Annotated in this window: 25 protein-coding genes; 2 read left to right on the plus strand and 23 right to left on the minus strand. The window is 43.7% G+C overall.

Going from position 1 to position 19934, the window contains the following annotated elements; genetic code table 11:
• Positions 1–87: 87 nt before the first annotated feature.
• The 10 genes from I6G42_RS00530 to I6G42_RS00575 all read right to left on the minus strand — a co-directional run bounded on the left by I6G42_RS00530 (position 88) and on the right by I6G42_RS00575 (position 7407).
• A complete protein-coding gene (locus I6G42_RS00530; RefSeq protein WP_038804570.1) occupies positions 88–912 on the minus strand; it encodes a DNA/RNA non-specific endonuclease in 825 nt (274 codons plus the stop codon).
• Positions 913–952: 40 nt separating this feature from the next.
• The gene (locus I6G42_RS00535) at positions 953–1144 is read right to left on the minus strand and encodes a DNA-directed RNA polymerase subunit beta (protein ID WP_000791880.1); all 192 of its coding nucleotides are present in this window, start codon (positions 1142–1144) and stop codon (positions 953–955) included.
• Positions 1134–2414: a UDP-N-acetylglucosamine 1-carboxyvinyltransferase gene (gene murA / locus I6G42_RS00540; protein WP_038804571.1), complete on the minus strand. Its 1281-nt coding sequence runs from the start codon at positions 2412–2414 to the stop codon at positions 1134–1136. Before murA ends, I6G42_RS00535 begins: the two co-directional genes overlap by 11 nt.
• A gap of 22 nt (positions 2415–2436) precedes the next feature.
• Positions 2437–2667: a DUF1146 family protein gene (locus I6G42_RS00545; RefSeq protein WP_080563327.1), complete on the minus strand. Its 231-nt coding sequence runs from the start codon at positions 2665–2667 to the stop codon at positions 2437–2439.
• Positions 2668–2722: 55 nt separating this feature from the next.
• Entirely contained in the window at positions 2723–3760 is a 1038-nt protein-coding gene (locus tag I6G42_RS00550; RefSeq protein ID WP_038804572.1) for a SepM family pheromone-processing serine protease, read from the minus strand.
• Positions 3744–4232, minus strand: coding sequence for a pantetheine-phosphate adenylyltransferase (coaD, locus tag I6G42_RS00555; RefSeq protein WP_038804573.1), 489 nt, complete (start codon positions 4230–4232; stop codon positions 3744–3746). The genes I6G42_RS00550 and coaD overlap by 17 nt, the downstream gene beginning before the upstream one ends.
• Positions 4222–4761: a 16S rRNA (guanine(966)-N(2))-methyltransferase RsmD gene (gene rsmD / locus I6G42_RS00560; RefSeq protein ID WP_038804574.1), complete on the minus strand. Its 540-nt coding sequence runs from the start codon at positions 4759–4761 to the stop codon at positions 4222–4224. The genes coaD and rsmD overlap by 11 nt, the downstream gene beginning before the upstream one ends.
• Before the next feature lie 64 nt (positions 4762–4825).
• On the minus strand, positions 4826–5818 hold the full coding sequence (gene asnA, locus I6G42_RS00565) for an aspartate--ammonia ligase (RefSeq protein WP_038804575.1): 993 nt from the start codon (positions 5816–5818) through the stop codon (positions 4826–4828).
• Positions 5819–5928: 110 nt separating this feature from the next.
• Positions 5929–6612 carry a Bax inhibitor-1/YccA family protein gene (locus tag I6G42_RS00570; RefSeq protein WP_038804576.1) on the minus strand — a complete coding sequence of 228 codons (684 nt, stop codon included), beginning with the start codon at positions 6610–6612 and terminating at the stop codon, positions 5929–5931.
• A gap of 54 nt (positions 6613–6666) precedes the next feature.
• A complete protein-coding gene (locus I6G42_RS00575; protein ID WP_038804577.1) occupies positions 6667–7407 on the minus strand; it encodes a TrmH family RNA methyltransferase in 741 nt (246 codons plus the stop codon).
• 33 nt (positions 7408–7440) lie between these two features.
• Between I6G42_RS00575 and I6G42_RS00580 the strand changes: the two genes are divergently transcribed.
• Together I6G42_RS00580 and yidC are read left to right on the plus strand one after the other, a co-directional pair.
• The gene (locus I6G42_RS00580) at positions 7441–7719 is read left to right on the plus strand and encodes an acylphosphatase (RefSeq protein WP_038804579.1); all 279 of its coding nucleotides are present in this window, start codon (positions 7441–7443) and stop codon (positions 7717–7719) included.
• A gap of 77 nt (positions 7720–7796) precedes the next feature.
• Positions 7797–8717, plus strand: a complete 921-nt coding sequence (gene yidC / locus I6G42_RS00585; protein ID WP_038804799.1) for a membrane protein insertase YidC — start codon at positions 7797–7799, stop codon at positions 8715–8717.
• A gap of 73 nt (positions 8718–8790) precedes the next feature.
• Here the strand turns inward: yidC and pflA are convergent, their stop codons facing one another.
• The 13 genes from pflA to I6G42_RS00650 form a co-directional block, all read right to left on the minus strand.
• Positions 8791–9585, minus strand: a complete 795-nt coding sequence (pflA, locus tag I6G42_RS00590; protein ID WP_038804580.1) for a pyruvate formate-lyase-activating protein — start codon at positions 9583–9585, stop codon at positions 8791–8793.
• A gap of 117 nt (positions 9586–9702) precedes the next feature.
• Positions 9703–10959, minus strand: a complete 1257-nt coding sequence (locus I6G42_RS00595) for a diaminopimelate decarboxylase (RefSeq protein ID WP_038804581.1) — start codon at positions 10957–10959, stop codon at positions 9703–9705.
• Between the two features lie 66 nt (positions 10960–11025).
• A complete protein-coding gene (gene purR / locus I6G42_RS00600) occupies positions 11026–11853 on the minus strand; it encodes a pur operon repressor (RefSeq protein WP_002874197.1) in 828 nt (275 codons plus the stop codon).
• A gap of 104 nt (positions 11854–11957) precedes the next feature.
• Positions 11958–12899, minus strand: coding sequence for a 3'-5' exoribonuclease YhaM family protein (locus I6G42_RS00605; protein WP_038804583.1), 942 nt, complete (start codon positions 12897–12899; stop codon positions 11958–11960).
• Entirely contained in the window at positions 12889–14145 is a 1257-nt protein-coding gene (rmuC, locus tag I6G42_RS00610; RefSeq protein ID WP_038804584.1) for a DNA recombination protein RmuC, read from the minus strand. The genes I6G42_RS00605 and rmuC overlap by 11 nt, the downstream gene beginning before the upstream one ends.
• Before the next feature lies 1 nt (position 14146).
• Positions 14147–14809 (minus strand): thiamine diphosphokinase, encoded by a 663-nt coding sequence (locus tag I6G42_RS00615; RefSeq protein WP_038804585.1) that lies wholly within the window; start codon positions 14807–14809, stop codon positions 14147–14149.
• Positions 14772–15428 carry a ribulose-phosphate 3-epimerase gene (rpe, locus tag I6G42_RS00620; protein WP_038804586.1) on the minus strand — a complete coding sequence of 219 codons (657 nt, stop codon included), beginning with the start codon at positions 15426–15428 and terminating at the stop codon, positions 14772–14774. Before rpe ends, I6G42_RS00615 begins: the two co-directional genes overlap by 38 nt.
• Positions 15429–15438: 10 nt before the next feature.
• Positions 15439–16317, minus strand: coding sequence for a ribosome small subunit-dependent GTPase A (gene rsgA / locus I6G42_RS00625; RefSeq protein ID WP_038804587.1), 879 nt, complete (start codon positions 16315–16317; stop codon positions 15439–15441).
• Between the two features lies 1 nt (position 16318).
• Entirely contained in the window at positions 16319–17191 is an 873-nt protein-coding gene (gene rsmA / locus I6G42_RS00630) for a 16S rRNA (adenine(1518)-N(6)/adenine(1519)-N(6))-dimethyltransferase RsmA (protein ID WP_038804588.1), read from the minus strand.
• Between the two features lie 19 nt (positions 17192–17210).
• Positions 17211–17918, minus strand: a complete 708-nt coding sequence (locus I6G42_RS00635; RefSeq protein ID WP_038804801.1) for a hypothetical protein — start codon at positions 17916–17918, stop codon at positions 17211–17213.
• Positions 17919–18078: 160 nt separating this feature from the next.
• Positions 18079–18372: a hypothetical protein gene (locus I6G42_RS00640; RefSeq protein WP_038804589.1), complete on the minus strand. Its 294-nt coding sequence runs from the start codon at positions 18370–18372 to the stop codon at positions 18079–18081.
• A gap of 57 nt (positions 18373–18429) precedes the next feature.
• Entirely contained in the window at positions 18430–19032 is a 603-nt protein-coding gene (rnmV, locus tag I6G42_RS00645) for a ribonuclease M5 (protein WP_038804590.1), read from the minus strand.
• On the minus strand, positions 19029–19805 hold the full coding sequence (locus I6G42_RS00650) for a TatD family hydrolase (protein ID WP_038804591.1): 777 nt from the start codon (positions 19803–19805) through the stop codon (positions 19029–19031). Before I6G42_RS00650 ends, rnmV begins: the two co-directional genes overlap by 4 nt.
• Positions 19806–19934 lie beyond the last annotated feature (129 nt).

Here is a 19934-nt window from a genome sequence, read left to right on the forward strand (position 1 = left end):
GGAATCACATTATTTTCCAATTTATACAATCGCTCCCTTATCGTATGATAAACAAAGGAGCGATTTTTGTTCTTTTGTAGATTGTTTCTAGTTTGTCACTGTGACTTGACCTGTTCGGTAATCAAGCTGGATTCCCTTTTGAACATTGGGGATCAGGACATTGAATTCCAATTCACCATCCGAAGACTTGGCTTCGATTTGTGAAGCGGATGGAACTAGATCCTCATTTGTCGCATAGTGAAGCGTCACCCGATAACGGACTCTCTTATTCTGGTCCAAGGCTTTTCTGACCAAACTCTCATAGTAGTTCTGACCTGTCGAATCCTCAGCTTGCGCTTGATTCGCCCAAGCTGTCTGGACTGCAATGTTCTTGGGATTGCTGGTAGAGGCATCAAAACCATCCAAACCACCTATTAAGGCATAGCCCAGCAGGTGTCCTCTGTCAACTGCATGTGTATAGGTCCCCTTTAGATTCTTGACCTGATGCCACCCTGGTGGCGTCCAAGAGGTAGATCCATTTCCAGTCTCTTCACGATTCTTATACTGACGAGTGGCTTTGGATAAGATGGCATTGGCAACAGTTGGGACTGTCTCTTTCCCGACTGGTTTTGTTTTATTATCCGCATAGGGTTTGCTAGAAACCTTGGCATCTAGATTGGTTTTATTGCCATTGACAATGAAGGCCCCTGCTCCATTCCACTCGAGATCACCCTTGATTTGGTTTTTGATTGACTCAGTTAAGACACTTTCAGCCAACTCCTGACTAGGAGCTTCTGAAGCTTGTTTTTTCTGACTAACTTTGGTTTTAGGCGTGTTTGATGTCAACTGCATCTGCTTGATATAATAGCTACCAGCAGATAATAGTAAGAATATGAGTAGCCCTATCAGAGCCTGTCTCGTTTTTTTGTTCATTTTTCTCCTTATTTCTTTAGAAAAAGACTGGTCTCCCAGCCTAATTTCCTGTAAATTTGCTAATCAATTCCTGCCACTTTGCTGGAGACAAGATTGCCCATGGATCCTGTCCCTTTCCTAAGATGCCATAGCCGATCATCAAGCCGATTCCTAAGGCGAGGAATCCCAGCAAGAGTACGATAAAAATCAACAGTAAGCGACGGAGTACATAACGTATGTTTTTATTCTTCATCCTTAACCTCAATCCGCTGAATCTTTGCTCCTAGCTGAGCTAACTTCTCATGGAAGCGGTAGTAACCTCTATCAAGGTGGACTAATTTACCGACAACTGTCTCTCCTTGCGCTACCAAACCTGTCAGAATCAAAGCAGCACTAGCGCGAAGGTCCGTTGATAGAACTTCTGCCCCCTGTAAAGCCTGTCCCCCAACAATGCGAGCTGTATCACGGATAATCTCCGAACGCAAGCCCATCCGACGCATTTCCTCCAGATGTTGGAAACGATTCTCAAACACCGTTTCCAACATGGTGGATTCCCCTTTTGCGACAGTCATCAAGGCTGTAAATTGAGCCTGCATATCTGTTGGAAATCCTGGATGTGGCAAGGTTTTTACATGAACAGCTTTAAGATTTTCCAGCTGAGAACGGACACGAATACCTTCCGACTCCTCTGTCACCTCAACTCCCATTTCCAATAGTTTGGCAATCAAGGGACGATTATGTTCCCAGACCGCATCTCGAATGAGGACATCGCCACCTGTCATGGCTGCCGCCACCATAAAGGTTCCAGCTTCGATACGGTCCTGTACCACATTATGAGTTGTTCCATGGAGTTCCTCGACACCAGTCACTGTGATTGTTTCAGTACCAGCTCCCTTGACCTTAGCCCCCATTTCATTAAGAAGGATAGCAAGGTCAACAATTTCCGGCTCACGCGCAGCATTTTCTATCACTGTCACACCATCAGCTAGAGTTGCTGCCATCATCAGATTTTGTGTTGCGCCGACACTAGGAAAGTCCATGTAGATATGAGCGCCGTGCAGGCGTTCCGCCTTGGCTTCGATGTAACCAGCTGTCTGGCTGATCTTAGCTCCCATAGCTTCCAAGCCCTTGAGGTGGAGATCAATTGGACGACTCCCGATGGTACATCCCCCTGGCATGGATACCTTGGCGTGGCCTACGCGAGCAAGGATTGGTCCCAAGACAACAATGGATGCCCGCATCTTGCTGACATACTTATACGGAGCTTCCTCCGTGATATCTCCAGTCGCATCGACTTCGACAACATGTGCTTCCTCATCAAAGTCCACCTTGGCATTCAGACCTCGAACCACTTGATTCATGGTGAAAACATCTGACAAGATTGGAACATTCTGCAAGACTGTCTTACCCTTGCTTGCTAGAATAGTCGCTGCCAACAAGGGCAAGACGGCATTCTTTGCTCCCTCGATGGTCACACTCCCGACCAGACGATTATCTCCGCCTTGAACCACAATTTTTTCCATAGTTTTTCCTTTACTTTTGATTTTATAACAGTCCTATAAGCGCTTCTTGCCACAGTTGGTACAAACTGATAAAGAATGAACTCAAGATGTAGCCCATTACAATACTAAAGAAGCCTACCAACAAACGAACCTTTTTTGTGTTAGTAGCGGTCACTTTTAAAACCTTTTCCCATCTCACAAGATCCTTTAAAAGGTAAAAACTCAAATAAATAAAGAGTATATGACTACTTAGAGTGAATAATAATTGAACCATTTGACTATTATACCATCTTATCCGCTTGCGCGCTAGTTTTCGATTTTTCTACGAATTAGGGATTGTTTTTAAGGTAATCGATCGCATCCTGCAAGGTCTTAACGGGAACGATTTTCATCTCTGTTTTGATCGTTTTAGCAGTTTCTAAGGCTGTTTCATAGTTGCTTTTCGCATTGGGATCTGCTTTTTTCGCTTCCTCGGTGACTGGATTGTCAGGAGCAAAAAAGATGTTGGCTCCCTGACGAGAGGCTGCCACCACTTTTTTGTCAATTCCACCGATGTCGCCAACATTCCCATCGCGATCAATGGTTCCCGTTCCCGCAACGATGCGACCATTACGAAGTCCTGGATCTGCTATCTGGGTGTAGATAGCTAAGCTAAACATGAGACCGGCACTTGGCCCGCCAATACCAGCTGTTGAAAAGCGAATTGGAACATCACTGGTCACTTCCGTACGGTCAATCAGACCAATTCCAATCCCGTTTTTTCCGTTTTCGAGAGTGATAATTTTACCTTCAGCAGTCTTGACTCTTCCGTCTTCTTCGTAGGTTACCTTGACTGGATCGCCTAGTTTTTGAGAGTTGACATAATCAATCAAGTCTTTTGAACTGTCAAATGTTTTGTCATTAACAGCCGTCACCGTGTCTGCAATATTCAGAATACCCTTAAAAGTTGAATTATCCGTCACAGTTAAGACATAAACTCCTAGATACTTGAGTTCGATATCTTTACCAGCCGTCTTCAAACCTTGATACTTGGCCATATTTTGGGATGTTTGCATGTAGAACTGATTGATCCGCATAAACTCTGCATCAGTAGAACCACCCGTTGTCTCCTGAGCGCTTCTAATATCCGTAAATGGAGTCAGCCAAGCATAGACAAGATGCGACAGGGTTGCATGCCGAATACCGACTGTTACAAACTGGTAGGCCCCTGCTTCTGTATCTTCTGTTTCATTGACTTTCAAAACTTGACGAATATCTTCCGCTCCACCTGGAACTTCTATGTAGTATGGTAAAGGTACTACAAAGGCTAAAAAAGTCAATACTAGTGCTAGGATGACATATAAGGGCCATCTAGTTTTTTTCTTCATGTTCTAATTCCTCCACAACACTGTTTGGGACATATTGCCGAATCTCCTGACCAAACTTCAGGAGCTCTCTCATGGCTGACGAGCTGATATAGAGATGCTCTGGGCGACTATGTAGGTAGACAGTCTCAATCTCTGGAGCCAGTTGATGATTGTAGTAATCAAAACTAGCCTCATATTGCAAGTCTGCGGCATTCCGCAAGCCACGGACAAGAGTTTTAGCTCCCAGTTTTCTTGCAACATCAACAACTAATTGGTCATGAGAAGCCATGACCTCTACATTTTCTAAATGCGCTAGGGCTTTTTCAACTGCTCGTTTGCGATTTTCAACAGGGAGAAAACCTTGTTTGTGGGGATTGTAGAAAACCCCGACATAGAGCTTATCAAAGAGTTTGCTGGCACGTTCAATGATATCCAGATGTCCATTTGTCATCGGATCAAATGATCCTGTAAATAATCCAATTTTATCTGACATAAACTGTCACCTTACTAATCCCATATATTTTTTCCTTCCAGATGCCTAAGCAGGCGATTTCTTCTGGGAGTTCTACAGACTTATCGGTTTCGCAGACGACCATGACCTCTTGGGAGAAGAGATTCCTTTCTGCCATTTTTTCGATATCTGCAACGATTTGTTCTTTTGCATAGGGAGGGTCTAAAAAGACCAGATCAAAGGGACCTGTCACTTGCTCCAAGGCCCGTTCAGCTTCCATCTTTAAGAGCTGAAATTTAGAAACTTCCTTGGTCATCTGGATATTTTCAGTGATGACAGCTTGTGCCTTTCGATCCCGTTCTACTAAAACAGCATGGGACATGCCTCTTGACACAGCTTCAATAGACAGACCGCCACTGCCTGCATAAAGATCCAAGACATGACCACCCTCAAAATAAGGACCAATCATGTTAAAGATAGCTCCACGCACCTTATCTGATGTCGGCCTAGTCGTCTTGCCTTCTAGCGTCTTGAGGGGACGCCCTCTGTAGATTCCTGATACGATTTTCATACCGTTTATTATACCAAATTATGGAAAAAAAGAGAAAGAAAACCGAACCTTACGGTTCGATTCCCTACAAGATATTTTCGTAAGTGTCGCGGACTTCTTGCGGCCAAACACTGGTCTGAACCTCTCCGATGTGTTTCTTGCGAAGAAGGAACATGGCCATCCGAGACTGTCCGATACCCCCACCGATTGTCAGTGGGAAAAGGCCGTTAAGCAGGGCTTTATGCCATTCCAACTCCAGACGATCTTCGTCTCCTGTAAGAGCCACTTGGCGACGAAGTGTATCTTCATCTACCCGAATCCCCATAGAAGAAAGTTCAAAGGCACAACCAAGAGATTCGTTCCAAACTAGAATATCGCCATTCAACCCTTTGTAGCCATTCTCAGACTCTGTTGTCCAGTCATCGTAGTCAGGTGCACGGCCATCATGAGGTTTCCCGTCAGGCAACTCACCACCAATACCAATCAAGAAGACTGCACCGAACTCTTTACAGATTGCATTTTCACGCTCTTTCGGTGTCAAATCTGGATAGCGTTCCACCAACTCTTCTGTATGGATGAAGGTGATTTGTTTTGGCAAGATGGATTCGATATCGTAGCGGGCTTCTACGGCTAGCTCTGTCAGACGGATAGCCTTGTAAATCTTTTCAACAGTTTCTTTGAGATAGGCGATATTGCGTTGACCATTTGGAATCACCTTCTCCCAGTCCCACTGGTCCACATAAACAGAGTGGGTCGCATCCAACGAATCTTCGTCTGGACGAAGGGCCTTCATGTGAACAAATAGACCCTCACCCTCACCGAAACTAAAACGAGCCAAGGTATGGCGTTTCCATTTAGCAAGTGAATGAACGACCTCGTAGGTTTCATCTGGAATTTGCAAGACCTTCACAGTTACTGCATTTTCAACACCTGAAAGGTTATCCTGCATCCCATCGCCGACCCTACTCAAGATAGGACCTTGAACTTCGACAACTTCTAACTTATCTTTCAAATACTGGGTAAAAGTGTTTTTGACAAAGGAAATTTCTTCTTGTTGCTGGATAAAACTTTTCTTCATAGGCTACTCCTCAAAAAATTAATTAAAAGCATTATACACCTATTTCCAAGAAAAGAAAAGGGTAAATAAGAAAAAGTCAGTACTCTTTGGAACACTGACTCTATAGACTTTTAATCGTTTCGACCAAAGATGCGTAAGATGCTAAGGAAGAGGTTGATAAAGTCTAGGTAAATACTGAGTGCCATTGAAATGACCCAACCTGTCGCTACTTGCCCTCGTGACTGCTCATAAACATAGCGAATCTTTTGGTTGTCCCAAGCAATCAAACCAGAGAAAACCAAGACCATGGCTACGCTAATCATGTAGTCAAAGAAGCCACTAGCCAAGAAAATATTCACGACCATAGCAATAATTAACCCGACAAGCGCAGCCATCAAAGCTCGGCCCATTCCACTCAAATCTTTCTTGGTGAAAATCCCGATTGCCGCCATGACAAAGAAGAGAAGGGCGCTGGATACAAAGGCTGACAAGACGGTTCCCGGTGTATAGAAGGCTACGACAAAACTCAGCGTAAAGCCATTTAAAACAGAATAAATTAAAAATACTGGGAGAGCTGCTGGACTATTTTTTGCAGCCATACTACTTGCAACAAAGACCAGACCAAGTTCTGCAAAAGTTGCAATCATCAACCAGAGACGGCCATGCATTAAAAAGTAGACTAATTGGGACTGAAAGACTGTCAACATCAAAGCTGACACGAGAGCTGATAGGCCAATCCCAAGTCCCACAAAGGCATAAACCTTAGCGTAAAATTGATTGAGACCTGAACGTTCTTGAATAATTGTTTGATTCATTCTGATTCTCCTTTTTCTATAAATATGTCTTGATTATAACAAAGTTTTTATAAATTAGCTGAAATAAAACATCAAAACACCTGCCGCAATGGCAACATTGAGACTCTCTGCTCGGCCTTTCATTCCAATATGAACCAGCTGATCAGCACTCTCAGCCATGACAGAACTAATCCCTTGCCCTTCATTTCCCATGACTAAAACAAAGTCTTCTAGGGGAGAAAGCTCACGATAATCCTTTGAATCTCTCGATAAGGTCGTTGCCAGAATGGGCAAATTGCTCCTCTTTGCCTCTTCTACAAAGGTGGCAACAGGCATACGATAGATGGGCAAGTGAAAATGACTTCCTTGCATGGAACGCAGGGTCTTAAGACTGTATATATCCGCTGACTTGTCTGAAACAATGACCCCTGTAAAACCTGCAGCATCCGCCGTCCGAATCATGGTGCCCACATTACCAGGATCTTGAACATCTTCTAAAAATAGAAACTTTCCCTGACGAAGATCAGGCTGTCCCACTTCTTCTTTTTGAATCACTGCAACAATCCCTTGAGGGGTTTGCGTATCTGCTAAGTCCCGCAAAATCTCCTCTGAAACCCAGATAGTTTGAGGAAAAGCAGCTAACTGATCTCGGTGACTTTCCAGAGCAAAGATTTTCTCAAACCTCACCCCAGCTTGAACAGCTTCTTCAAACAAGTGCCAACCTTCAATCAAATAGGCAAACTTTCGATATTTTTTTTGATGCAATTTCTTGGCATTTTTCACCACAGAATTGGCTTTTGAGGTTATAATAGTCATAGAAACATTATAACACAATTAAAGGGGGTTAGTATGCAAAAGGTTAGAATGATTGCCCAAGGTAGAGTGCAGGGTGTTGGTTTTCGCTGGGGCGTTTATACTCTAGCGCTTGAAATTGGTGGCATCACTGGTCGTGTCTGGAATAACGACGATGGTACAGTGGAAATTCTCGCTCAGACAGACTCCTCTGCCACTATGGCAAAATTTATCCAAGAAATCCGAAAAGGCCCTACACCTTTCTCAAAAGTCACCTATCTAGATGTGCAAATGAGTAATTTTTCATCCTATTCAGACTTCAAAGTCGCAAATTAGGTCTCCAGAACTATTGTATATTTTACAAAAAAACAGTAGAATAGAAAGGTATAATTTTTAAAGAAGGAATGAAAACATTGAAATCTATTAAACGTTTTGCCCTCTCTGCTATGGGAGTTGCTATGCTACTTATCTTGACAGGCTGTGTTTCTGTTGATAAAACGACTGGAGAACCGACTGGATTTATCTGGAACACCATCGGAGCGCCTATGGCAGAGGCCATCAAATACTTTGCTAATGATATGGGACTTGGTTTTGGGATGGGGATTATCATCGTCACCATTATCGTGCGTTTGATTATCTTGCCACTCGGTATCTACCAATCGTGGAAAGCGACGCTTCACTCTGAAAAGATGAACGCCCTCAAACACGTGCTTGAACCACATCAAACACGTCTCAAAGAAGCAACAACTCAAGAAGAAAAACTTGAGGCTCAACAAGCTCTCTTTGCCGCCCAAAAAGAACATGGTATCAGCATGCTAGGAGGCGTCGGATGTTTCCCTATCTTGCTCCAAATGCCTTTCTTCTCTGCTATCTTCTTTGCTGCCCAACACACTGAAGGAGTTGCTGGTTCTAACTTCTTGGGAATTGATCTTGGCTCACCAAGCATGCTCCTCGTAGCCTTTGCAGGTATTCTTTACTACATCCAATCTCTCCTCTCGCTTCATGGAGTAGAAGACGAGATGCAAAGAGAACAACTTAAGAAAATGATCTATATGAGCCCACTCATGATTGTTATCTTCTCCCTCTTCTCACCAGCCAGTGTGACACTATACTGGGTTGTCGGTGGTTTCATGATGATTCTCCAACAGTTTATCGTCAACTATGTCGTTCGTCCAAAACTTCGTCAAAAAGTACGTGAAGAATACGAAAAGAACCCTCCGAAAGTCAGCCCTTCTGCAGGTGCAAGAAAAGACGTGACTCCTAAGCAGACTCAAGCGATCACGACCAATAAGAAAAAGAAAAACCGCAACTCTGGCAAACAACGATCTAGATAAGACTCAAAAGGCTTAGCTGAAAGGCTAAGTCTTTTTGCATCACAAAAGCCCGATGTCTCCATCAGGCACCTTTTTATCCATGAACACGTTTCATGTAGTCTTGGTAACTTTCTGTATCCATCAATTCCTTGGCATTCTTAACGCGATCTGCTGTTGGAGGTTTTACCCCTTCGAGCGAATAAGGAATTCCCAATTCACGCCATTTGAACTCACCCATAGTATGATAAGGAAGAATTTCAAACTTATCAACATTTTTGAGGGTCTTGACAAACTTACCGAGTTCGATCAAGTCCTCATCTCTATCTGTCAAGCCTGGAACCAATACGTGGCGAATCCAAACAGGTTTTCCAATATCTGATAGGTATCGGGCACAGGCCAAAATGTTCTTATTGGTTTGACTGGTTACAATCTTGTGCTGTTCTTCGTTGATTTCCTTGATATCCAAGAGAACCAAATCTGTCACAGCCATGAGTTTATTAAACTTTTCGAGATAACGTGGTTTATTACGGAATGGAAGGGCACAGGTGTCCAAGGTGCAGTGGATTCCTTTTTCCTTGGCCTTGGTAAAGAGGGCAATTAGGAAATCAATCTGTAAGAGAGCTTCTCCACCACTGACAGTGATACCACCCTTGTCTCCCCAGAAACCACGATAACGAAGGGCTTCTGTCAAGACATCGTCTACTGTCCGTTCGCGTGATTTATTGGTCTCCATAGCCCATGTGTCCGGGTTATGGCAGTACTGGCAACGCATGTGACAACCTTGCAAAAAGACAATAAAACGAATCCCAGGACCATCTACCGCCCCAAAACTCTCTGTCGAATGCACCATTCCTGTCACTTGTCCATAGTCAATTGTTTCTTCAGACATATCGTCACCTTCCTTGAAACCGTTTTATAGTTTTATTATATCACGACTTGAGGGAAAAACAAGATTTTTGTCTATTTTTTAGAAAGCAATCTGTTTTTCACTTTCATTTTCATTTTTTTAATGATCGGGTTCAAAATCAAAACCATACAAGGTTGCGAAATAGTCCTCAGGGCGCTCTGCACGGCGGATTTGGCGGGCTTTTCCTTCTTCGGTATAGAGGATTTCTGCCGAGCGTAGTTTGGCATTGTACTGGTAACCCATGGAGAATCCATGTGCACCTGTATCATGAATCACCAGCAAATCACCGATTTCTGTATGAGGCAGTTCGCGATTCACTGCAAATTTATCATTGTTTTCGCAGAGTGAACCGACCACATCTACCACCTCAACTGGTCCGTCTGGATGGGTCAGATTGGTGATATGGTGGTAGGCTCCATACATGGCTGGGCGCATGAGGTTGACTGCTGATGCATCCACACCCAGATAGGTGCGGTAGGTTTTCTTTTTATGAGTGATTTTTGTGACAAGAACTCCGTGAGGCGCCAACATAAAACGGCCCAATTCAGTGAAAATCTTGACCTGTCCAAGCCCTGCAGGTGTAAGGACTTCCTCATACACCTTACGCACCTCTTCACCAATCACAGCAATGTCATTTGGCTCCTGATCTGGACGGTAGTTGACACCGATTCCGCCAGAAAGGTTAATAAAGTCCAGTGAAATCCCCAATTTTTCTTTGATTTCCACAGCTAATTCAAAGAGCTGGCGGGCTAACTCTGGGTAGTAGAGATGGGTCACGGTATTGGATGCTAGGAAAGAGTGAATCCCAAAAGTCTTGGCTCCTTTTTCCTTCAAAACAGCAAAGGATTCAAAGAGTTGATCCTTGGTCATACCAAACTTGGCCTCCCCAGGATTGTCCATGATGTCTGTTCCTAACTCAAAGACTCCGCCTGGATTGTAACGACAGGAAATGATTTCTGGGATACCTGCAGCTCGCTCTAGATGCTCAACATCTTCAAGAGCATCCAAGTTAATGGTTGCGCCCAATTCACGCGCATAAGCGTACTCTTGGTCTGGAGTATTGTTTGATGAGAACATGATCTCAGAACCGGGAAAATCCAGTTTATGACTCATCAGGAGCTCCACATAACTGGAACAGTCCACACCACAACCTTCCTCTTTGAGGATTTTCAAGATGGCTGGGGTTGGAGTGGCCTTGACTGCAAAATATTCCTTAAAGCCCTCGTTCCAGGAAAAAGCTTGGTTGACCGCTCTTGCTTTTTCGCGAATCCCCTTCTCGTCATACAAGTGAAAGGGAGTTGGGAACTCTGCAACAATCGTTTCTAAATCTTCTCGGCTAATAAATGGTGTTTTCATAAGCATCCTTCTATTCTGTTTGCAAAGAAAGGCTGGGACAATCGTTCCAACCTTTAGTTCTATCTCTTATTTGTCTTCGTCAAAGATATTTCCAATCTCAACATCGATGGATTGGTTCTTGACATCAATATTGGTTACTTTCAAGAGTGACTTGTAATCGAACTGCTTTTCACGTTCTTCTTGGGCATTGTCTGCAAAGACTGCGACGCCAGCTAGTTCAGAGTCGAACTCACGCAAGAGACTAATCATCCCATTGACAGTTCCACCACCTTTTAGGAAGTCATCCACAATCAAGACACGACTGCCTGCCTTGAGGCTGCGTTTTGAAAGGAACATTTTCTCAATACGGTCACCGCTTGAACCTGATACATAGTTGACGCTGACCGTTGAACCTTCAGTGATTTTCAAGTCACGTCGCACAATGACAAATGGAACGTTGAGGACATTGGCAACTGCATTTGCAAGCGGAACCCCTTTAGTCGCTACTGTCATAACGGCATCGATTTTTTGGTCCATAAAGCTCTTGGCAATGATACGCCCAATATTTTTCAAAATGGCAGGCGTACTGAGCAAATCAGATAGGTAGATGTAGCCACCTGGCAAGATACGGTCGCTTTCTGAAAGTTTATCACGCAAGTCTGCGATCATTTCTTTGGCTTCATGACTCGAGATTGATGGTGTAAAGATAACACCTCCACCTGCTCCAGTCACAGTCTGAATATGACCGATTTCGATTTCCTCAAAGGCACGCTTGATAATCACGATGTCCTCTGAAATCGATGATTTAGCAGATTCGTACTTTTCTGCAAAGGTGTTGAGACTGGTTAGTTTGTATGGATTATTAATCAAATAGTTGGAAATGACAACCATCCGATCACTTCTTCTTAATTTCATTTTTATTTACCATTCCATTTAATTTTGATATTTTATCCATTATACCACATTCACATAAAAAAACGAACATTATTGCGTAAAAAATGCTCGTTTTTCTTAAATTATTAATCTAAATCTGGTTTATAGAAGGAACGATTGTCCATAGCGAAGATTTTATTGGTCATCTCTCCTTTATCCACCAAAGCCAGAGCTGTTGACATCATCATCATGCTGGCATCTAGATTGTCAATCATATGGATAATCTCTGCCTCCATAATGCGTGGACGGACTGGACTTCCATACTCCAGCAAGCCATGGTGACTGAGGATGACATGGCGCAGTAGCACCACTTCTTCTCTAGTATCATCGATACCTAGTTCCATGACTGTCTTAGTAATTTCGCTATCGATGAGGGCGATATGGCCGATGAGATTGCCTCGCACTGTGTACTCCGTCTGATCTGGTCCCGTCAACTCAATGACTTTGGCCAAGTCATGTAGCATAATTCCTGCATAGAGGAGGCTCTTGTTGAGCTGAGGATAGATCTCACTAATAGCATCTGCCAAGCGCACCATGGTCGCTGTATGATAGGCCAAACCCGTCTCAAAGGCATGGTGGTTGGTCTTGGCAGCTGGATAGGAATAGAATTCCTTATCGTACTTGGTGTAAAGACTGCGAACGATACGTTGCCAGACAGGATTTTCAATCTTGAAAATCATTTGCGACATGTAGTCACGGATTTCCTTGACATCAACTGGTGACTTGACCTTGAAGTCAGCTGGATCATTGGGTTCCCCAGGCTGAGGCAAGCGGAGAGTAATTTGATTAACTTGTGGAGTGTTGTTATAAACTTCTCTGCGCCCCTGCATGTGGACAACTTTCCCTGCGGTAAAGGTCTCAACGTTATGAGGTTGGGCATCCCAGAGTTTCCCTTCAATCTCGCCACTATCGTCTTGAAAGGTAAAGGCTAGGTAGTTTTTCCCAGCACGCGTCTGTCTCAGGTCAGCTGACTTGATCAGGTAAAAACCTTCAAACAGCTCATCTTTTTTCATGTGACTAATCTTCATATTCTTCCTCATCTTCTTGGAAATGGAGTAGATCAAGCGCAGGCTCACCTTCTGATAACTCAATGTGACGGAGCGTCCGCTCGATAGCTGTAGTACGACGGTTTAATAATTCATCAATATTGCCAGAGGCATGTTGGAGATGTTTTTGTGCCTTAACCAAAATTCCCCCGAACTTGCCAAACTCGGTCTTAACACTGGCAAGGGTCTTGCTGATATGATCAGCACTCTTTTGGATATTGAGAGTTTTGAAGCCAACTGATAGAGAGTTAAGCAGGGCTGATAGGGTACTTGGACCAGCAACAATAATCTGCTCCTCCCGTCTCAAATCATCAAAGAAGACCGGATTGCGAACAATCTCTGAATAAAGGCCTTCTGTCGGAACAAACAAAACACCAAAATTGGTTGTCCGAGGTGGCGCCAGGTACTTGCTCTTGATATCCTTGGCAAAGCGCTTGACGCTTGCTAGGAGTGACTTGCGACAACGTTCGATTTCGTCCTTATCTCCTGCTTCATAAGCTTCTTCTAAGCGGTAATAATCCGCCAGTGGAAACTTGGAGTCAATCGGCAAATAGACATATTCCTGGTCACCTTGTCCAGGCAACTTGATAGCGTACTCTACTCGCTCGCTAGAGTTTTCAACCGTTGCAAATTCTCGTTCGTACTGGGCTGGTGTCATGATGTCTTCGATGATTTGCCCCAGTTGCAATTCTCCTAGAATTCCTCGTGTCTTGGTTCCAGAGAGAACCTTATTGAGAGCTCCGACATCACGGGCAACTGTCTGCATTTCTCCCAGACCACGATTGACAGACTCCAGTTGCTTGGAAACTGTCTCGAAGGAAGCCTGCAAGCGTGTCTGCAAGGTCTTTTCCAACTTTTCCTCGACCGTTTGGCGCATTTGTTCTAGACGTTGCTCATTTGATTCCTGCAAGGCTTGGAGACGTTGGTCGGTCTTGTCTCTGGTTTGGAGGAGATTATCTGTCATTTCTTGACGGACTTGAGTCAAGCCTTGATGCAACTCCATTCGCACTTCCTGCAAACGGTCACTGACAGCCACTTCCAAATCTTTTTGATCTAGCTGACTGGCTTGTCTAGCTTGCTCAAAGCGATAATCCAGTTGATCTGAAAGATTGTCTGCCTGATCCTCCAAACTCTTGCTTAGGTGTTTCTCCTGCTTATCCTGCCTTTGCCAAATGAGAAAGAGTCCAGCTAGATTGGCAATTAATAATAGTAATAATACAGTCTCCATCCTACCTCCTGTCCTTGCTGTGCAGCACGACGACATAGCCATCTGGGCAAGTTACCGAAACTTCCCTATCTATATATTCGTTAGAAGCGTACACTTTTTTAAAGAAAAAATTCTCCTCAGTCAGCTCATACTTGGCACCGAGAATGGTCAACTGGCTATCCCGAACCGGCATAAAGGCTAGATAGTCATAGTCCGAACGGGGTTCTAGCTGACTGGTCCCTTCTGGGCAATAGGCAAGCAAGTTTTGCCCATCTTCAATTTCTATCTGGCGCATATAGGGTGCTAACTTGGGATTGCTAGGTAGAAAAACATTGGCCAGCATGTGGTCAATGCGACCACCTAGGGCACCGAAAATAGTGACCTGAGCCTGAGGATTTTGCTCAAAGATGGTCAAGAGAGCCAGTTCCAGATCTGTATCATCCTTTTCTGGCTGGGCTTGGATAAAGCGCTGGGCACGTTTTTGAATCAACTGACGTTCGTCTGCAGTGACAGAATCAAAATCCCCAACTGCTAGAGTCAGAGGAAGGTCTTCTTCCAAGACCCAGAGCGAACCTCGATCCACACCGACAAAGCAGTCAAAATTTGTCCGATAATGACCGCGATCTCCGCCTGCAAAAACGGCAACCCTAGTCCAATTGTTTTCTGAGATTTTGCACTCGTTCATTGACATCTCCCTTAAAGACATAAGACCCTGCTACAAAAATTGTAGCACCAGCTTCTTTAGCCTGAGAAATGGTTTGATCATCAATCCCACCATCCACTTCGATCTCAAAGTTCAAACCTTTTTCCTCACGAAGGACAACCAACTCATGAATCTTATCCATGGTTTCAGGTAGAAAGGCTTGCCCGCCGAAGCCAGGGTTAACCGTCATCACCAAAACTTGGTCAACTAGGTGAAGTACGTGTTTGATAGTTTCAACCGGCGTACCAGGGTTAATGACAACAGAAGGTTTGACACCTAGAGAACGAATCTTTTGAAGAGCACCATGGATATGAGGTGTTGCTTCTACATGGATACTGATAATGTCTGCACCTGCACGCGCAAAATCTTCTAAGTGGTGTTCAGGATTTGCTACCATCAAGTGGCAGTCAAAGACCATCTTGCTATGGGGGCGAAGAGCTTCAACCACACCTGCACCAAAACTGATTTGTGGCACAAAGTGACCATCCATGATATCGATATGGGCATATTCTGCCCCAGTTGCTTCTAAGCGTTTGATTTCACGTTCAAAGTTGGCATAATCTGCTGCCAGAATTGACGGAGCAATCTTGTATTGAGACATAGGTTTCTCCTTATTTTGGAATTTTTTTGCTGACTTTTTTATAAGTTTCTCTGCGATTTTCAATTTCACTGAGGAATTGCAGGTAGTTGTCAAAACGGAAGGTTGCAACAACTCCCTCTTCGACAGCTGGCTTGACTGCACAAGACGGCTCATGGGTATGGGTACAAGTACGGAACTTACAATCTCGACTGACACTGGCAATCTCTGGAAAGGCCTGATTGAGGGCTTCAGCCGTTGACACTTCATAATCCAGTGATGAAAATCCCGGCGTGTCCGCGATTTTACCTCCATTGAGATTGTAAAAACTAACGGCTCGAGTAGTATGGCGACCACGACCTAAACTATCAGAAATTTCTCCCGTCTCTAGATTGAGGTCCGGTGCGATTTTATTAAGAAGGGTTGACTTCCCAACACCTGTCTGCCCCATAAAGACCGTAACCTTGGCTGTCAAAAGAGGCAAAAGCTCTTCCTTACTAGTCACAAAGTCATAGCCAATGTCACCATAAGTCTGTTCATAAAAATCCAGTTCTTTCCTATCTTCCAACAAATCCATTTTAGAAATATAGACAATGGGATGGATGCCCTTATGTTCCAAGAGAACCAGGAACCGATCCAGCAAATTGCTATTAAAGTCAGGTTCTTTAACTGACATAATGACAACGGCTTGGTCAATATTGACAATAGGCGGACGGACCAGACTGTTTTTCCTTTCGTGTATCTTGAGAATGTAACCTTCTGAGTTTTCCTCCGCAGAAAAGTCTACCCAGTCCCCAACATAGGGTGTGTGGCCTTTTTTACGGAAATTCCCGCGCGCACGCGTCTGGTAAACTTCCCCCTCACTCTCTACATAGTAGAAGCCCGCCAAGGCTTTAATGATTTGTCCCTGCATCCTAGAGTCCTTGTCCTTTAAGTGCGTCTGCTAGGCTGGCAAATTCTGCCAAGCTGAGAGCTTCACCACGTACACTTGGTGACAAACCTGCTTGATCCAAAGCCTTGGTCAGCTTGTCCTTGACTTCCTCAGTCTTACCAAAGTAACCTGTCAGGTTATTCCACAAGGTCTTACGGCGGTGAGTGAAACTAGCCTTAGAAACCTTAAAGAAGAAGCTCTCGTCTTCCACTGCAACAGCTGGTTCTGGACGACGTACCATTTTCAGGATAGCCGAATCCACATTTGGCGCTGGCACAAAAACCGTCCGAGGCACGATAAAGGCCACCTTGGCTGTCATGTAATACTGCACAGCAATAGACAAACTACCGTAGGCCTTGGTATTTGGCTGTGCTGAGATACGATCCGCCACCTCTTTTTGCATCATGACCACAAACTCGCTAAAAGGAATGCCACTTTCAATCAGGTGCATGAGAATAGGCGTCGTAATGTAGTAAGGCAAGTTGGCTACTACCTTGATTGGCAGTTCAGGATTTTTGAAATTCTGGATATGTTTTGCCAAGTCAACCTTGAGAATGTCCTCGTTGACTACGGTCACATTGTCAAAATCACGCAAGGTATCTGCCAAAATCGGTACCAAACGGTGGTCAATCTCAAAGGCCATAACTTGAGCTGCACGCTCAGCCAAAAACTCCGTCAAGGCACCAATCCCTGGCCCGATCTCAATGACATTGACCTGGTCATCAATCTCAGCCGTATCCACGATCTTTTGAAGGATATTGGTATCCGTCAGGAAATTCTGCCCAAAGGACTTTTTAAAAGTAAAACCGTGACGCTCCAGCACTGCCTTGGTCACGCTATAATCTGCAATTCTCATCTATTCTCTTTTCTATTTATTAGCTAAAAACAATATATAGAACCCACATAATTCCTAGTACCAATACAATCCAAAACACAAAATGAATACGATGCTTGTTTGAATCGGATCCAGTCATATCAAGCGCTTTCTTATCTTCTTGGGGGTTCATTTTCTTCAATTCATCCTGATAGGCAACCGAATCTAGAATATTGTCTTCTGGCAATAATTCTGAAGCATAATAATCAGGAAAACCCATAGCAAGGCCAATTAAGTTCTTATCCGTTAGAGAAAAATCCAAATCTTTTGGTTGATTTTCCTGAATAGCTCGGATATTTTTTAACAGTTTATCAGAAACTACAGACACTTGATCCATAAAAACTACATCCAAAACATCAAATCCAAGCACATCACCATCTTTGACGTTTGCAAGAATATAACGAACAAAGGCATCATATAGTTGCAAGGCTTGCGGGGTATTTTCTTCTAAAAAAGACCGATTTTGGAGGGCATTTTGCTGGAATTTTTCAATAGAAAGTAAGATATCTACATTCTGCTCTTGGTAAAACTTTTCTGCTTCCTCTTCATCTTCTTCGAGTTTTTCTGCTGTTTCCCAGAGAGCAATAGGAGCTTTTAAATCTTCTTCATCCCAAAACAATTGCCAAAAATAAGGTATTGTGTAAATTCCCTCTGTTAGAATACGGGCTTCATCTCCGTTTTTTAAGTAAATATAACTTCTATTTGCCATATCGTTTCCTTTCACCATTTTTATGAAGGCTTTACCTTCCGTCAAAGTCACTCCAAACAGGGCCAACTGTTTAGATCACCTCTTGTTGTCAAAAAGTCAATGCATATTTTTCTAATTTTCATTCATTATCTTTTAAGAAAATCATTTATTCTCTTTTCTATTAGGAACGGCGATATATCCAAACAAATTCATTTCCTCTAGAACTCTGATGAATCAGGTCTTTTAAATAGATACTGGGATTCGTCAGTTCTTTTGTTTCTGTATAATAGCTTGTTATTGTCTGCCCACCATGTCGGAGAAGCCACTCTGTATCCAATCTAGGCAAATATCTGTCCTTTTGAAGAAAACTACAAAGCTCCTCAACTGTCATATCCTCCGGGATATCAAGATCCATCTGATGAGAAAAAACATCATCCCCCATACACACAGAATCTCTATCAATTCGGATTTTCATTTCGCTCTTTCCTTATAAGTTTCTATTTGAACGCTATCAAAATAAATCTAAGTACCTCTATTGTAACACATTCCCTTTATATTTTTGGGCTATCTGGCCATTATCATAACTTTTCATAACCTCTTCCACTTCTGCCAAGGTCACTCCAAACAACTCTAAGCGCTTGAGTAACTGCTTGCCGTTGGAATAGCCGATACGGAGCTGTTCGCCCAAATACTCTCGGCGCTTACGACTGTCTGCTCCCGCTAGGAAACCAAGACGAATCAAGTCACTACGAGATATATCAAACTCGTTCTCTGTTTCAAACTGCTCTGTCACTTGAGCCAGCGCTGTTTTTAGGTCTTCATAGCTGGCGTGTTCGATTCCCAGAGAACGTCCCTTGGACTTAGATTTGGGAACAGCCTCATCTCGCTTGAGAAAGGCATGCTGAACTGTCGGAATGGCCGTCATAATCATGCGCCGAATGCGCTCACCGTTAAAGTCAGGATCTGTAAAGACAATGACTCCATGCAGTTCATGCAGGCGTTGGATCCGCTCTATATCTTGATCATTGATAGCCGATCCTCGTGTCTCATAGGTCTCTACGTCAAAGTAACGTTTGAGATTGGCCGTATCATCCCGTCCTTCGACTACGATGACTTGGGAAATTTTTTCTTTCATGATCGCTTTTCCAATCCAAAAATACGCTCTGCATTAGCACTTGTCACAGCAGCTAATTCTTCTGTCGTCATCCCACGCAAGTCGGCGATAAAGTCCACTACATAGCGGGTGTAGGCTGTTTTGTTTTCACGACCACGTTTAGGAACAGGTGCCAAGTAGGGCGCATCTGTCTCAACAAGTATTTTATCCAAAGGAAGTTCTCTAGCAGCTTCTTGGATATCCGTCGCTTTCTTAAAAGTAACGACTCCAGAAAAGGAAATCATCATCCCTAGCTCGATAAAGCGCTCTGCCATTTCCAAAGAACCCGAATAAGAATGCATGATACCGCCTCGAGGGCCTACACCCTCACTCTTTATAATCTCATAGGTATCTTCTAACGCATCACGGGTATGGACCACAAAAGGCAAATTCAAATCCTTAGACAGCTGAATCTGACGACGGAAAACCTGCTCCTGCACTTCCTTAGGTGCTGTCATCCAATGGTAGTCCAGACCAATCTCCCCCAAGGCAACAACCTTGGGATGTTTTAGTTTTTCAAGCAAGTAAGCTTCGACCTCATCTGTGTAAGTCCCTGCTTCCGTCGGATGCCAGCCAATAGTTGCGTAGAGCTGCTCATACTCATCTGCCAACTCTAGGGCACGTTCAATGGTCGGCTTGTCAAAACCAACAATATTCATCTGTGTCACACCCATCTCAGCAGCCAAGGCGATTTCTTCTGCCTCACGTCCTGCAAATTCTTCTACATTTAAATGTGTGTGCGTATCAAAAATCATCTCTTCTAACCTCATTTTCTTCCATCTATTATACCAAAAATAGCATCCCTCGGCTTGTAAAAATATTCTAATACCAATCATTCTCCCTTGACTGCCCTTTTTCAAAGCAGTATAATAACACTTATTGAA

This window comes from Streptococcus oralis, assembly GCF_016028255.1.
GTDB classification, from domain to species: Bacteria; Bacillota; Bacilli; order Lactobacillales; family Streptococcaceae; genus Streptococcus; species Streptococcus oralis_AC.

Excerpts from the sequence above, each read along its gene's own strand:
- rmuC (WP_038804584.1), bottom strand. The coding sequence starts at position 14,145 with ATGGAGACTGTATTATTACTATTATTAATTGCCAATCTAGCTGGACTC.
- I6G42_RS00650 (WP_038804591.1), bottom strand. The coding sequence starts at position 19,805 with ATGATTTTTGATACGCACACACATTTAAATGTAGAAGAATTTGCAGGA.
- rpe (WP_038804586.1), bottom strand. The coding sequence starts at position 15,428 with ATGTCTCAATACAAGATTGCTCCGTCAATTCTGGCAGCAGATTATGCC.
- I6G42_RS00545 (WP_080563327.1), bottom strand. The coding sequence starts at position 2,667 with ATGGTTCAATTATTATTCACTCTAAGTAGTCATATACTCTTTATTTAT.
- pflA (WP_038804580.1), bottom strand. The coding sequence starts at position 9,585 with ATGTCTGAAGAAACAATTGACTATGGACAAGTGACAGGAATGGTGCAT.
- rsmD (WP_038804574.1), bottom strand. The coding sequence starts at position 4,761 with ATGAAAATCGTATCAGGAATCTACAGAGGGCGTCCCCTCAAGACGCTA.
- I6G42_RS00550 (WP_038804572.1), bottom strand. The coding sequence starts at position 3,760 with ATGAAGAAAAAAACTAGATGGCCCTTATATGTCATCCTAGCACTAGTA.
- I6G42_RS00575 (WP_038804577.1), bottom strand. The coding sequence starts at position 7,407 with ATGACTATTATAACCTCAAAAGCCAATTCTGTGGTGAAAAATGCCAAG.
- I6G42_RS00640 (WP_038804589.1), bottom strand. The coding sequence starts at position 18,372 with ATGAAAATCCGAATTGATAGAGATTCTGTGTGTATGGGGGATGATGTT.
- asnA (WP_038804575.1), bottom strand. The coding sequence starts at position 5,818 with ATGAAGAAAAGTTTTATCCAGCAACAAGAAGAAATTTCCTTTGTCAAA.
- coaD (WP_038804573.1), bottom strand. The coding sequence starts at position 4,232 with ATGTCAGATAAAATTGGATTATTTACAGGATCATTTGATCCGATGACA.
- purR (WP_002874197.1), bottom strand. The coding sequence starts at position 11,853 with ATGAAATTAAGAAGAAGTGATCGGATGGTTGTCATTTCCAACTATTTG.
- I6G42_RS00605 (WP_038804583.1), bottom strand. The coding sequence starts at position 12,899 with ATGAAGATTAGTCACATGAAAAAAGATGAGCTGTTTGAAGGTTTTTAC.
- I6G42_RS00530 (WP_038804570.1), bottom strand. The coding sequence starts at position 912 with ATGAACAAAAAAACGAGACAGGCTCTGATAGGGCTACTCATATTCTTA.
- I6G42_RS00570 (WP_038804576.1), bottom strand. The coding sequence starts at position 6,612 with ATGAATCAAACAATTATTCAAGAACGTTCAGGTCTCAATCAATTTTAC.
- I6G42_RS00595 (WP_038804581.1), bottom strand. The coding sequence starts at position 10,959 with ATGAAAACACCATTTATTAGCCGAGAAGATTTAGAAACGATTGTTGCA.
- rnmV (WP_038804590.1), bottom strand. The coding sequence starts at position 19,032 with ATGAAAGAAAAAATTTCCCAAGTCATCGTAGTCGAAGGACGGGATGAT.
- I6G42_RS00580 (WP_038804579.1), top strand. The coding sequence starts at position 7,441 with ATGCAAAAGGTTAGAATGATTGCCCAAGGTAGAGTGCAGGGTGTTGGT.
- I6G42_RS00635 (WP_038804801.1), bottom strand. The coding sequence starts at position 17,918 with ATGGCAAATAGAAGTTATATTTACTTAAAAAACGGAGATGAAGCCCGT.
- rsmA (WP_038804588.1), bottom strand. The coding sequence starts at position 17,191 with ATGAGAATTGCAGATTATAGCGTGACCAAGGCAGTGCTGGAGCGTCAC.
- I6G42_RS00615 (WP_038804585.1), bottom strand. The coding sequence starts at position 14,809 with ATGAACGAGTGCAAAATCTCAGAAAACAATTGGACTAGGGTTGCCGTT.
- rsgA (WP_038804587.1), bottom strand. The coding sequence starts at position 16,317 with ATGCAGGGACAAATCATTAAAGCCTTGGCGGGCTTCTACTATGTAGAG.
- murA (WP_038804571.1), bottom strand. The coding sequence starts at position 2,414 with ATGGAAAAAATTGTGGTTCAAGGCGGAGATAATCGTCTGGTCGGGAGT.
- I6G42_RS00535 (WP_000791880.1), bottom strand. The coding sequence starts at position 1,144 with ATGAAGAATAAAAACATACGTTATGTACTCCGTCGCTTACTGTTGATT.